This is a genomic window from Kribbella sp. VKM Ac-2566, from assembly GCF_004366005.1.
In the GTDB taxonomy this organism is placed as follows: domain Bacteria; phylum Actinomycetota; class Actinomycetes; order Propionibacteriales; family Kribbellaceae; genus Kribbella; species Kribbella pratensis.
In genome coordinates, this window is the sequence record NZ_SODT01000010.1 from 233,517 (window position 1) to 246,480 (window position 12,964).

The following is a 12,964-nucleotide window of genomic DNA, read 5'->3' on the forward strand; positions in this document are numbered from 1 at the left end:
GGTCCCGTTCACAGCTTCGGCTTGATGTCGGTCTCCCACGCCTGCCGGCGGTTCTGCGGGGAGAGATGGCAGGCGACCAGGTGGCCGTTACCGGTGTCGAGCAGCTCGGGCCGCTCGGTCTGGCTGAGCCCGTCGTTCAGGTGCGCGTAGTTGCAGCGCGGGTTGAACGCGCAGCCGCTCGGTACGTTGATCAGGCTCGGCGGTGTGCCCTTGATCGGGATCAGCCGCTCGGAGCGCTCCCGGTCGATCCTCGGCATCGAGCCGAGCAGACCCCAGGTGTACGGGTGCTGCGGGCGGTCGAAGATGTCCTCCGCGGTGCCGTACTCGGCTGCGCGGCCGGCGTACATCACCTGGATGTCGTCGGCCAGCTCGGCAACCACACCGAGGTCGTGGGTGATGATGATGACCGCGGAGTTGAACTCGCGCTGGAGGTCCCGGATCAGGTCCAGGATCTGCGCCTGCACGGTGACGTCGAGGGCCGTGGTCGGCTCGTCGGCGATCAGCAGGTCCGGGTCGCAGGACAGCGCCATCGCGATCATCGCGCGCTGCCGCATGCCGCCGGAGAACTGGTGCGGGTACGCGTCCACGCGCCGGTCGGGCTGCGGGATGCCGACCCGGTCGAGCATCTCGATCGCATGCTTGCGCGCGACCTGCTTGCTCACCTCGTTGTGCACCTGGTAGGCCTCGATGATCTGCCGCCCGACGGTGTAGAACGGGTGCATCGCGGACAGCGGGTCCTGGAAGATCATCGCCATCCGCTTGCCGCGGAGCAGCCGCACCTCTTCACGGCTCGACGACACCAGATCCTGGCCGTCGAGGAAGATCTGGCCGCTGACCTTGGCCACCCCCGGTGGGTGCAGACCCATGATCGACAGACTCGTCACGCTCTTGCCCGAGCCCGACTCGCCCACGATTCCGAGGGTCTTGCCACGCTCGAGTTTGAACGACACGCCGTCGACGGACTTCACCACACCGTCGTCGGTCGGGAAGTGCACCTGCAGGTTGCGAACATCGAGGAACGCCTCGCCGCGCTCCACCCGCTGCACCGGGGCGTCCTGGACTTCTTCGATCGGCTCACTCACGAGATTCGCACCCTCGGGTCGACGACGGCGTACAGGAGGTCAACGACAAGGTTCGCCAGCACGATGAAGAACGCGGCGACCAGGGTCACTCCGAGCACCTTCGGCAGGTCGTTGGCCCGCAGCGCGATCACGGCGTACTGACCGATGCCGGGCAGCGAGAACGTGGTCTCGGTGAGGATCGCGCCGCCCATCAGCAGACCGAGGTCGAGGCCGAAGATCGTCAGGATCGGCGTCAGCGCCGACCGCAGCCCGTGCCGCAGGATCACGGTCCGCTCGGTGAGGCCCTTGGCGCGGGCGGTCCGGACGTAGTCCTCGTTCATCGTCTCGAGCATGCCGGCGCGGGTGAGTCGCGCGTACGCCGCGGCGTACAGGAAGGCCAGCGTGACCCACGGGAGGATCAGGTCGTACGCCCACCACAACGGGTTCGTCTCGTCGAGCGGGTTGATGCCGCCCTGCTGGGTCCAGCCGAGGCCGTAACTGAAGATCGACAGTGACAGCAGACCGGTGAAGAAGATCGGCAGCGACACACCCGCCAGCGCCACCGACATGAGTGATCGGTCCAGCACCGACCCACGTCTCAGTGCCGAGACGATGCCGGTGCCGACGCCGGTGATGAGCCAGATGAAGGCCGCACCGCCGGCGAGCGACGCGGTCACCGGTATTCGCGCCACCAGGTCCGGCCAGACCGGCTGCTGGGTCAGGAACGAGTAGCCGAAACACGGTGCCGGGCAGCGTTCGATGCCGGTGCCGTAGTTGTAGTCCTGGCCGACCACGAGGCCTTTCACGAATCGGCCGTACTGCACGTAGAGAGGGTCGGTGAAGCCGAGCCGGACCGCCGTGTTGTGGATCTGCTCCTGCCCCGCGCTCTTGCCGACGTAGCGCCCGGCCAGGTCGTCGGCGGTGGCACCACCGAGTCTCGGGACGAGGAAGAAGATCGCGAACGTGACGGCCGTGACGATGAGGAGCAGGAGTACTGCTCCGATCACCCGGCGAACTAGATATGCGAACACCGTGCTCGGCGTGGTGGCCGGTGATCATCGCTGATCACCGGCCACCCTCAGCCTTCACCTACCTCTACTGGTGATTGTTGGTCAGGGCAACTGACTGCCGACTACTACTTCTGTGCGAGTCCGATGCTCGCGTAGTCGTACATGTTCTGACCGTCGTTGCTGAACACGTTCGCGAGCGTGTCCGGGCGGTACAGCAGACCCTTGGCCCAGATACCCGGCAGCACGCCGGCCTGCTCCATGACCTTCTTGTCGACGTCCACCCAGATCTGGTTGCGGGCGGCGTCGTCGGTGGTCGCCAGCGCCTTGTCGATCAGCTGGTCGACCTCCGGGATCCGGATCCCCAGGTTGGTGTTACCACCCGCGGCCCGGATGACCCGGCTGTCGACGATCTGGCTGAGGAAGCCGAAACCGTCCGGCCAGTCCGCACCCCAGCTGTAGACGATCATGCCCAGGCCGTTGGCCTTCGCGTAGTCCGGCTTGCCGGCGTACAGCTTGGTGTAGTCACCGGTCGGGAAGCCCTTCGGCGTCAGCTTGATGCCGACCTTGGCCAGCGACTGCTGCAGCGACTCGGCGACGGCCTTCTCCTTCGGCCGGTCCGCACGGTAGGCGATGTTGGTGCTGAAGCCGTTCGGCATACCGCACTTCGTCAGCGCTTCCTTGGCCTTCGCCGGATTGCCGTTCTTGTCCTGCTCGAAGCCGTAGTCGTCGAACTTCTGCGCGCCCACGACCGTCGGCGGCATCAGGTTCGTCGCGATGTCGCCACCGATCGGACCGCCGTACGCACGCTGGTAGCCCTCGTGGTCGGCGGCGTACAGGATCGCCTTGCGGCAGTCGACGTTGTCCAGCGGCTTGACCTGGCTGTTGAACACAGTGAAGTTCAGGCGCGTGGACAGCACGTTGTCGGTGTGCGCCTTCAGCTTCGGGTCGGCGAGGACCTTGGCCTGGGTCTCGGCCAGCACGCCGGTTCCGGCGATGTCGACGTCGAGGTCACCGGCCTGCAGCCGGTTGTCGATGTCGGCGCCGTTCACGTTGTAGGCGACGGTGATCTTGTCCGGCAGCGCCTTGCGGCCCGAGTCCGGGTCGGTCGCCGGGTCGTACTGGTCGTTGCGGACCAGCGTGAAGCCCTTGTTCGCGTCGTTGCTCTCGAACTTGTACGGGCCGCTCGAGATCGGGTGCAGCTGGTACTTCGTGCCGGTGTCCTTCGCCTGCGGGACCCCCGCCGTCGACGGCAGCTGCGCGAAGTAGTCGAAGCCGGCGAACGTCTTGTTCAGGTGGAAGACGATGGTGTAGTCGTCCGGCGTCGTCATCGCCTTGGACAACTGCTTCATCTGCGGGTCCTTGGCGACGCTGTAGTCCTTCGGGACGTCCAGCAGGAAGTCGTTGAAGTACGTCGGCCCGTTCGGCAGTGTGGTCTTGTCCAGGGACCGGGCGACGCCGTACATGACGTCCTTGGCCTTGACCTCGGTGCCGTCCTCGTACTTGACGCCCTTGCGGAGGTGATACGTCCAGGTCTTGGCGTCGTCGCTCGGCTCGCCCGGCTTCTCGGCGAGGTCCGGCACGACCTTTGCGCCTTCCTTGCCCGGTGCCGACTTGAAGGTCATCAGCGGCCGGACGTAGTTCCGCACGAGGTTCCAGGACAGGCCGTAGTAGGTGTCACCGGGGTCGGTGGAGTCCCACTTCTCCGTGATCGCCATCCGGAGCGTGCCGCCCTTTTTGTCGCTCGGATTGAAGATCTTGTTGTTGGCCGCGTCGAACTCGGGCGTCGCCGCGCTGCTGCCGCCACCCGACCCTCCGGAGGAAGCCTTCGGTCCCCCGCAGGCCACCAGGCTCAAGGCGACGGCCGCACTGACGGCTGTTACCGTCGTGATGCGATTCCATCTCATCTCTTGTTGCACCCCTTTAATCGTTGAGAGCCAGGCTCCCTGGTTGATGCGAAACGCCTACCGGGATCGCGGGTCGAGCGCGTCGCGCAATCCGTCACCGAACAGGTTGAACGCAAGCACGGTGACGAAGATCGCCAAACCGGGCGGAATCATGTACATCGGGTCGACCTGGTACCAGTTCGCCGCGCCGGACAGCATGTCGCCCCAGCTCGACGTGGGCGGGCGGACACCGAAGCCCAGGTAGGACAGGCCGGCCTCGAACAGGACGTTGGTCGGGATCAGCAAGGTCGCGTACACCAGGATCGGCGCGATCAGGTTCGGCAGCAGTTCGGTGAACAGGATGTACGGGCGGCGCGCACCGAGACTCCGGGCCGCGTCGACGAACTCCCGCTCCCGCAGCGACAGTGTCTGGCCGCGGATGATCCGGCCGATGTACGGCCAGCTGAAGAAGCCGATGATGAACACGATCAGCGCGACCCGCAGGGTGTTGCCTTTCAGCCCGAAGATCTGGTCCGGGATCGCACCGACCATCGCCAGCGCGAACAGCACCAGCGGGAACGCCAGGAAGATGTCCATCAAGCGGCTGATCAGCGTGTCCACCCAGCCGCCGAAGTACCCGGCGACGATCCCCATCGCGACACCGATCACGACCGACAGCAGCGTCGCCAGGAACGCGATCAGCAGTGAGATGCGGGCGCCGTACACGATCCGGGCGAAGATGTCCCGGCCGTTCACCGGCTCGATACCGAACGGGTGGTCCCAGCTGACGCCGCCGAGCTTGCCGATCGGGGTCTGCAGCGACGGGTCCACCAGATCCTGGTGGAAATCGTTCGGGGTGACACCGACCAGTTTGCAGACCACCGGCGCGAAGATGCCGACCAGGATCAGCAGCAGGACGAAGGCGCCGCCGGCGATCGCGACCTTGTCGCGCTTCAGCCGAATCCACGAGATCTGCCACAGCGACCGGCCCTCGATCTTGCCGACGCCTTCGAGGATCGCCTCGGGCTGCGCTGAGGATGATCCCGGCTCGACCTCGAGTGGCGTGCTCACGCGATGAGTTCCCCTGCCTGGTTCGGATGAACCGGAACGAAATCCGGAATGGCTGCCGCCTTAACCTGCCGCCATTACAGCCCGGAGTCAAACGCGGAAAGTGCTGCGTTGCCCGATCGTGATCGTCAGGAAATCGTCCCGTATCGTGGACTTTCCGCAGTAAACCACGGCGTCGCACCCACGGTCGTCAGCACCTTGCGAACCGTTACTGCCATGGCATCTTTGTGTCACTTTCGAAGGCCGGACAGATACAGGAACGAGAGCGGATCGAGAGCCGTCTTGAGGTTCTCCAGATCCTTGCCGGCGACCACCGCGACGCGTCCCTGCCAGCTCGGGATCACCGGCGCCTCCCGCGCGATCACTCCCTGTAGCTGTCCGATCAGGTCGTCGCGTTTCAGACCGTTCTGCTCGGTCCGTTCCTGCTGCAGCAACTTCGTCGCCGCCGCCGACCGGTAGCCGTTCACGAACTCGCCGTCGATCGCCACGAACGGGGTCAGGTAGTCGTCCGCATCCGGGTACGACGGAGTCCAGCCGGCCTGGTACAGGTCGTACGTCGCAGTCTTCGTCAGCTCCTGGTACTGCGGCCACTCCGCACCCCGCAGCGTCACCCGGAACAAGCCGGACGCCTCCAACTGCCGCTTCAGCTCCAGCACCTCGGCCTTCGCGCCGACGCCGTACTGCGAGGGCGTCCACCCGACCGTCAGCGGCACGGGTACGGCGATGTTCGCCTCCTTGAGGATCGCCGCGGCCGCCGTCTTGCTCGGCTGCTTGTACTCCGTCTTGAACGCGTCAGCCTGTCCGCCGTAGCCGGGCGGCACCACCGAGTACAGCGGCGACACGTGGTCGCCGTACGCCTTCTTCGCGATCGCCGGGCGGTCGATCAGCTGTGCCACCGCACGCCGTACGGCCGGATTGCGGGCCAGCAACGACTTCATTTGGAACGTGAACAGCCGGATCTCCGCGGAGCCCGTCTCGACGACCTGGACCTGATCGGACTTGCGCAGCTTGTCCAGCAGACTCGGGCCGAACCCGTGGAACGCGAGGTCCGCCTTGCCGGTCGTGACCGCCTGGTAGAGCGCGTTCGAGTCCTTCATCAGGCTGATCGTCACGCCGTCGTTCTGCGCCGCCCGCGGACCGTGGTACCCGGGGAACTTCGTCAGCGTGACCTCGGTCCCCGGTTTGTATCCCGCCAGCTGGTACGGCCCGCTGCCGATCGCCTTCGTGTCGAGCAGCTTGTTCGCCGGGTACGACTCCTCGTCGACGATCGAGGCGGCGGTCGTGGTCAGCAGGTACGGCAGGCGCGCGTCCGGGTTGGTCAGGTTGAACACCGCGGTCAGCTCGTCCGGCGTACTCACCGACTTCACCGAGGAGAACAGCGCCGCCGCTCCCCCGGGCGTCCTGAGCCGGACCAGCCGGTCGAAGCTGAACTTCACGTCCGAAGAGGTCAGCTCGTGACCGTTCGGGAACGTCAGGTGCTCCTTCAGGCTGCACGTGTACGTCGTCGGCGAGTCGAACTGGCAGTCCGCGGCGTCCGGCACCGGGGTCGGCTTGTCCGGCAGGATCGTCAGCAGCGTTTGGTAGAGGTTCGCCTGGACGGTCCGCGAGCCGACGTCGGAGGGCCCGGCCGGGTCGAGCGTCGAGATCGTGTCCGTGGTCGCGAGCCGCAGCAGCATCAGCTTCGGCGTCGGGTCCCCCGGGTGCGGGGCGTTGTCGTCCGGCTCACCGCAGGCCGCCAGGGACACGCCCAGCGCGCCTACCGCCACGGCCGCCGACACCCGGCGCACCCACTCACTCACCGTCTCACCTTTCCCCAGCCCGCGACCCCACCACAAGACAACGCCCCCGAGGGCACCAAGTGACGGTACTTCCTCAACGGAGCAGCGAGCGCAGGGACTCCGGGGTGAGCGGCTCCAGCGACTTCACCACGAGCCGTCGCGGCGCGTCCGGGATCGACACCCACTGCGGCACGGCGACGACGTACATGCCGGCCGCCGACCCGGCCTGGGTGCCGGTCATCGAGTCCTCGATCACGACGCAGTTCGCCGGGTCTACCCCGAGCCTGGCCGCACCGGTCAGGTACGGCTCCGGGTTCGGCTTGCCCAGCGTCACCTCGTCACCGGCCACGACCACTGCGAACGGGTCCGGCGGCAGGTGTTCGAGCACCGCGTCGATCATCACCCGGTACGACGCCGACACCAGCGCGCACGGGATGTCTTCCTTGCGCAGCGCCTGGAGCAGCTCGAGCGCACCCGGCTGGAAGGTCACCTCCTTGCGGAGCGCCTCCACCACCGCCGAGAACATCCGGTCGGCCAGCTCCTCGGCGGTGATCACGCCTTCCGGGATCCGCGCCATCCAGACCTGTACGGCGTCACGCAGGTCGCTCCCGATCAAGGTCATGCAGTCCTCGACCGTCCAGGTCGCGCCGAGTTCGGCCAGCAGCTCGAGCTGCACCTCCGCCCAGACCTTCTCGGAGTCGACCAACGTCCCGTCCATGTCCCACAGCACCGCTTGCAGGGCCGGCAACTACAGCTCCTCTACCTCATCACCTCACTTTGAGAACCCACCAACCACTTGCGCGCTCGGAAAATGGTTGGTGGGTTCTCAAAGTCTCGGTGCTCATTCTCCCCGGTGGGGTTGGGACAGGGTGCGGCGGGTGCGGCGACACGTTCCGCCTGGGGTGAAACCAGGCACGCGCACACGGCGGAGCACGTAGGCTGGGCAGTCCGGTTTCCGGTGACCGCACCGGATTGGCTACAGAGACGACAGGGGGCCTGCGAGTGGTAGACCTCGCGAACCTGAGGGACCCGGTCGTGATCGCCGCGTTCGAGGGCTGGAACGACGCGGCCGAGGCGGCCACCGGAGCGGTCGACCACCTGATCGACGAGTGGGAGGCCGAGCTCGTCACGGCGATCGACCCCGAGGACTACTACGACTACCAGGTGAACCGTCCCCGGGTCGGCCTCGACGAGGACGGCGGACGGCACCTGACCTGGCCGACCACCCGGATCTACCTGGCCCGCCCGGACGACACCGGCCGCGACGTGCTGCTGATCCGCGGCGTCGAGCCGAACATGCGCTGGCGGGCGTTCTCCCGGGAGCTGCTGGAGATCGTCGACGAGTCGAACGCACAGCTCGTCGTCGTCCTCGGCGCCCTGCTCGCGGACTCCCCGCACACCCGTCCGATCCCGGTCTCCGCGACCTCGTCCGACGAGGAACTCACCGCGGCGTGGAGCCTGGAGCCGTCGACGTACGAAGGTCCCACCGGCATCACCGGCGTCTTCGCCGACCTGTGCACCACCCTCGGTGTACCGGCCGTGTCGATCTGGTCCGCGATCCCGCACTACATCGCGGGTACGCCGTGCCCGAAGGCGTCACTGGCCTTGCTCAGCAAGATCGAGGCGCTCCTCGACCTCGCGATCCCCGAAGGCGACCTCCCGGAGCTCGCACGCGCCTGGCAGCGCGGCGCGGACGAGCTCAGCGAGGAGGACCCCGAGGTCGCGGAGTATGTGCAATCGCTGGAGGAGCAGCGCGACACCGCCGACCTCCCGGAGGCCACCGGCGAGGCGATCGCCGCCGAGTTCGAGCGCTACCTCAAACGCCGCAACAAGAACCACCCTGGCGACTAGAGCTCGCGGGCCGCGGCGGCGATGACCTCGTCGAGGACGGCCCGGGACGTGGCCAGGTCGGCGATCATCTGGTCGATGCGGTCCCGCTCGGCGGTCAGTTCGACGACCAGCTCCGGCGTGGCCCGCTCGTTCGGGCCGCCGTCCGGGTCCCGCATGCACGGCAGCAGCTGCGCGATCTTCTTGCTGTGCAGCCCGGCCGCGAACAACTCCTGGATCAGGATCACCCGGTCGACGGCACGCTCGGCGTACTCACGCTGCCCACCCGCGGTCCGCTCGGACACGAGCAGCCCCTGCGCCTCGTAGTACCGCAACGACCGCTCGCTCACGCCGGTGCGACGTGCCAACTCCCCGATCCGCACGACAGACCTCCGGACTTGAACCTGACACTGATGTCAGACTTTACCGTCCAATCATGACGCTCTACGACTACAGCCCGCTTCCCGAACGACCGCGCCTGACCTGGCCCGACGGCAAGCGCGTCGCCTTCTACGTCGGCCTCAACATCGAGCACTTCCTGCCCGACCAGCCGTCCACCAGCATCTGGCCGCTCGACCTCAAGCCCGACCCGTTGAACCACGGCTGGCGCGAGTACGGCGCCCGCGTCGGCATCTGGCGCACCATCGACATCCTCGACCGGTACGACGTCCGCGCGAGCGTGCTGCTCAACTCGGACGTTGCCGAGCACAACCCGCAGATCATCAAGGCCGGCGTCGAACGGGACTGGTCCTGGCTCGCGCACGGCTCGACCAACTCCACCCTGCACACCGGCTACGAGCCCGACGACGAACGACGCATCCTCACCGAGATCACCGACACCATCGAGACCGCCACCGGCAAGCGTCCGAAGGGCTGGATGGGTCCCGCCCTCACCGAGACCCACAACACACCGCAGCTGCTGTCGGAGCTCGGCTACCGCTACGTCCTCGACTGGACCAACGACGACCAGCCGTACCGCCTCGACGTCCCAGGCATGCTGAGCGTCCCGTACACCGTCGAGCTCAACGACCTGGGCATCTTCCTCCGCGGCCTCACCGGCCCGGACTTCCTGCAGATGGTGAAGGACCAGTACGACGTACTGCGTGACGAGTCGGCCCACACCGGACGGGTGATGGCGCTCGCGCTGCACCCGTTCGTCATCGGGCAGGCGTTCCGCGCGAAGTACCTGGACCTGGCCCTCGAGTACATCAGCGCGCAACCGGACGTCTGGATGACCACCAGCGACGCCATCGCGGAGCACTACGCGGCGTCGTAACCCCGCGAGGTGTGGCGCGTTGTTACCAGTGGGTTTATATTCGTCCGGACTACTGGGGGGTGACGGCGTGCCGTCACCGGGACCACGGGGAGCAATCGGATGCGCGACGAGCGAGGCGGTAGCTCGGTTCCTGCGCTGGCCGTGCTCGTGCTGCTCGGCGTGGTCGCCGCGGTCGGGATCCTCGGCAACAAGAAGCACGAGACCGTCGACCTCACCACGCTGACCGCCTCGACGACCGCGACGACGATCACCACCGCGCCGCTCGACGCCGAGCCGTTCGCCGGGACCACCGGGCTCGTCGTCCACCCGCGCGCGGAGGCCGCGCTCTACAGCTCCCCGGACGCGGACGCGTTCGGCAAGATCGGCCCGACCCAGTTCGGGCCGACCTGGCTGCCGGTCGTGGAGCAGACCGACGGCTGGGTCCGGGTCCTGCTCCCCTCCAAGCCCAACCGGTCCACCGGCTGGCTCCAGGACGAAGGGCTCGACCGGGCCACCTCGTCGTACCTGATCCGCGTGCACACCAGTTCGCGGACGCTCGAGCTCTTCGAGAACAACAAGAGTCTCGGCACCTGGAAGGCCGGGGTCGGCGCGACGAAGACGCCGACGCCGCCGGGGCGGACGTTCCTGCTCGGCTCGATCATCGACCACAAGCGCTCGGCGTCGCCGATCGTGCTGCCGTTGGGTGCGCACAGTCCGACCTTGGACACGTTCGGTGGCGGACCTGGTACGGTCGCGATCCACGGCTGGCCGAATCCGCACGTGTTCGGCGCCGCGATCAGCGCGGGCTGCGTCCGGGTGCCGAAGACCGCCCTCGCCCACCTGCAGAAGGTTCCGCTCGGGACGCTCGTCCTGATCGACAGCAAATAAGGAGAATCCGATGCGACGACAGTTGACTCCGACCGTGCTGACGGCTGCGGCCGTGGCGGGGGTCGTGACGTTCAGCCTGGTCGCGAGCGCCCCCGTCGGTAACGCGGCGGCCCGCCCGTCCTCGGCGTACGCCGTGAGCGCCGAAGGGCAGGTGCCGATCCCGAAGACGCCGTACGCCGAATCGCTGGACGGCAAGCGGCAGACGACGTCCGCGCTCGAGCTCCCGAAGAACCCGCTGATCTCGGTCCGGGCCGGTACGGCGACCGCGGGCAACGACTCGGCCTCCGTCGAGCTGTTCGACGTCGTGGTCGGTCCCGACATCCTGAGCCAGGTGACGATCCCGCCGGAGCTGAAGCAGCAGTGCTCCGCGCTGCCGAAGACCGGCGCGGACAACCTGCCGCTCCCGGACATCGCGCTGCCCGACCTCGGTCTGCCGTTGCCGAAGCTGAGCACCAAGGACCTGCCGGTGAAGAACCTGCCGGACCTGTGCAACCTGCTGCTGAACCCGCCGAAGTCGCTGCTCGGCATCGACTCGCTGAACGTCTGGTGCTCCGGGGACAACGGCGGCGTCGACATCGGCTCGCTGACGCTCCTCGGCCAGACCGTCAAGCTGCCGAGCACGAAGCAGAGCGCGTCCTTGCCGTCCAACCCGCTGGCGAGCATCACGGTCAACAGTCAGGGCAAGCACTCGGACGGTGCGTTCACCATCACCGGCCTGAGCATCAACCTGGGCGGCGGGGCCGAGGTCATCAACCTGGCGTCGGCGACCTGTGCCAAGCCGGCCGCGAAGCCGAAGCCCAAGCCGCAACCGCAGCCGCCGCACGAGGCGCCCGCCCAGGTCAACACCCCGCCGGCCGCGCCGGTCCCGACCCCGGTCAAGACCCACCACCCGGTCACCGGCTGATCGAAGCACGAAGCTGGGGAGGTTTTTGTGCCGAATCGGGCACAAAACCCTCCCCAAGTCTTGTCAGAGCTTCACGCCGAGCAGTGCATCGCAGGCCTGGGCAATCAGCGCGGGGGCCGCGTGGTCGTCACCTTCGGCCTCGGCCCACGCGTCCACGGCAGCCAGTGCACCCGCGCTGTCCAGGTCGTTGGTCAGTGCCGCCCGTACGGCGTCCACCGCAGCCGCTCCGTCCGGCCCGGAGCCGCGTCCGACCGCACCCCGCCATACGTCGAGGCGCGCCTGCGCGTCGGTGAGGTCGGACGGCATCCAGAACCAGTCCGTCCGGTAGTGGTGCGTGAGGAGTGCGAGCCGGATCGCCATCGGGTCAGCGCCCGCGAGCCGCTCCTTCGAGACCAGCACCAGGTTGCCCTTGGACTTCGACATCTTCTCGCCGTCGAGACCGACCATCGCCTGATGCACGTAGGCGCGCGCGAACGGGTGCTGACCCGTTGCGACCTGCGCACCGCTCGCGGACATCTCGTGGTGCGGGAAGATCAGGTCCGACCCGCCGCCCTGGACGTCGAACGACATCCCGAGGTACTTCAGCGCGATCGCCGAGCACTCGACGTGCCACCCCGGCCGGCCGCGCCCGAGGGCCGAGTCCCAGGCCGGCTCCCCCGGCCGCTCGTGCCGCCACAGGAGGCTGTCCAGCGGGTCCTGTTTGCCCTCGCGGTCCGGGTCGCCACCGCGCTCCGCGAACAGCTCGCGCATCGTGTCGCGGTCGTAGTTCGACACGCCGCCGAACGCCGGGTCGGCCTTCACGGCGAAGTACAGGTCACCGTCGACGGAGTAGACCGCGCCGGCGCGGCGCAGGTCCTCGACCGCGCTCGCGACCAGGTCGATCGACTCGACCACGCCGATGTAGTGCTGCGGCGGAATCACCCGCAGGGCGGTCATGTCGTCGCGGAACAGCTGGATCTCCCGCGCCGCGAGGTCGGTCCACTCGACGCCTGTCTCGGCCGCGCGCTCCAGCAGCGGGTCGTCGACGTCGGTGATGTTCTGGGTGTACGAGACGTCGTACCCGGCGTCGCGCCAGAGGCGGTTGATGAGGTCGAACGTGACGTACGTCGCGGCATGGCCCATGTGGGTGGCGTCGTACGGCGTGATGCCGCAGACGTACATGCGGGCAGTCCCGCCGTCGGTCGGCGGCACCTCGACCAGGCCGCGCGAGGCGGTGTCGTAGAGGCGTAGCCGCCGGGCGGGCCCGGGTACGACCGGGATGTCTGGTTGAGTCCACGCCTGCATGTGTCG

The 12,964-nt window shown here is 67.6% G+C and carries 12 protein-coding genes; 4 read left to right on the plus strand and 8 right to left on the minus strand.

Annotated elements, in window-relative coordinates:
- Positions 1-8: 8 nt before the first annotated feature.
- The 6 genes from EV647_RS19480 to EV647_RS19505 form a co-directional block, all read right to left on the minus strand.
- Complete coding sequence (locus EV647_RS19480; RefSeq protein ID WP_134004868.1) at positions 9-1,082, minus strand: ABC transporter ATP-binding protein; 1,074 nt, start codon at positions 1,080-1,082, stop codon at positions 9-11.
- Positions 1,079-2,092 carry an ABC transporter permease gene (locus EV647_RS19485; protein WP_134004870.1) on the minus strand — a complete coding sequence of 338 codons (1,014 nt, stop codon included), beginning with the start codon at positions 2,090-2,092 and terminating at the stop codon, positions 1,079-1,081. The genes EV647_RS19480 and EV647_RS19485 overlap by 4 nt, the downstream gene beginning before the upstream one ends.
- Positions 2,093-2,196: 104 nt before the next feature.
- Positions 2,197-3,975 (minus strand): ABC transporter substrate-binding protein, encoded by a 1,779-nt coding sequence (locus EV647_RS19490; RefSeq protein WP_133789166.1) that lies wholly within the window; start codon positions 3,973-3,975, stop codon positions 2,197-2,199.
- A gap of 57 nt (positions 3,976-4,032) precedes the next feature.
- Positions 4,033-5,025, minus strand: coding sequence for an ABC transporter permease (locus tag EV647_RS19495; RefSeq protein ID WP_134004871.1), 993 nt, complete (start codon positions 5,023-5,025; stop codon positions 4,033-4,035).
- Positions 5,026-5,252: 227 nt separating this feature from the next.
- Complete coding sequence (locus EV647_RS19500) at positions 5,253-6,821, minus strand: ABC transporter substrate-binding protein (protein WP_134004873.1); 1,569 nt, start codon at positions 6,819-6,821, stop codon at positions 5,253-5,255.
- A 73-nt stretch (positions 6,822-6,894) separates the two neighbouring features.
- Positions 6,895-7,548 carry an HAD family phosphatase gene (locus tag EV647_RS19505; RefSeq protein ID WP_238177296.1) on the minus strand — a complete coding sequence of 218 codons (654 nt, stop codon included), beginning with the start codon at positions 7,546-7,548 and terminating at the stop codon, positions 6,895-6,897.
- A 254-nt stretch (positions 7,549-7,802) separates the two neighbouring features.
- Between EV647_RS19505 and EV647_RS19510 the strand changes: the two genes are divergently transcribed.
- On the plus strand, positions 7,803-8,651 hold the full coding sequence (locus tag EV647_RS19510; protein WP_134004875.1) for a PAC2 family protein: 849 nt from the start codon (positions 7,803-7,805) through the stop codon (positions 8,649-8,651).
- Here EV647_RS19510 and EV647_RS19515 read toward each other — a convergent pair.
- Complete coding sequence (locus EV647_RS19515) at positions 8,648-9,010, minus strand: MerR family transcriptional regulator (protein ID WP_134004877.1); 363 nt, start codon at positions 9,008-9,010, stop codon at positions 8,648-8,650. The genes EV647_RS19510 and EV647_RS19515 overlap by 4 nt on opposite strands.
- A 53-nt stretch (positions 9,011-9,063) precedes the next feature.
- Between EV647_RS19515 and EV647_RS19520 the strand changes: the two genes are divergently transcribed.
- The 3 genes from EV647_RS19520 to EV647_RS19530 all read left to right on the plus strand — a co-directional run bounded on the left by EV647_RS19520 (position 9,064) and on the right by EV647_RS19530 (position 11,674).
- On the plus strand, positions 9,064-9,903 hold the full coding sequence (locus tag EV647_RS19520; protein WP_134004879.1) for a polysaccharide deacetylase family protein: 840 nt from the start codon (positions 9,064-9,066) through the stop codon (positions 9,901-9,903).
- Positions 9,904-10,002: 99 nt separating this feature from the next.
- Positions 10,003-10,770: a L,D-transpeptidase gene (locus EV647_RS19525; protein WP_134004881.1), complete on the plus strand. Its 768-nt coding sequence runs from the start codon at positions 10,003-10,005 to the stop codon at positions 10,768-10,770.
- Positions 10,771-10,780: 10 nt separating this feature from the next.
- Positions 10,781-11,674, plus strand: a complete 894-nt coding sequence (locus EV647_RS19530; RefSeq protein ID WP_134004883.1) for a hypothetical protein — start codon at positions 10,781-10,783, stop codon at positions 11,672-11,674.
- 63 nt (positions 11,675-11,737) lie between these two features.
- Here EV647_RS19530 and mshC read toward each other — a convergent pair whose 3' ends face one another.
- Positions 11,738-12,958, minus strand: coding sequence for a cysteine--1-D-myo-inosityl 2-amino-2-deoxy-alpha-D-glucopyranoside ligase (gene mshC / locus EV647_RS19535; protein ID WP_134004885.1), 1,221 nt, complete (start codon positions 12,956-12,958; stop codon positions 11,738-11,740).
- Positions 12,959-12,964 lie beyond the last annotated feature (6 nt).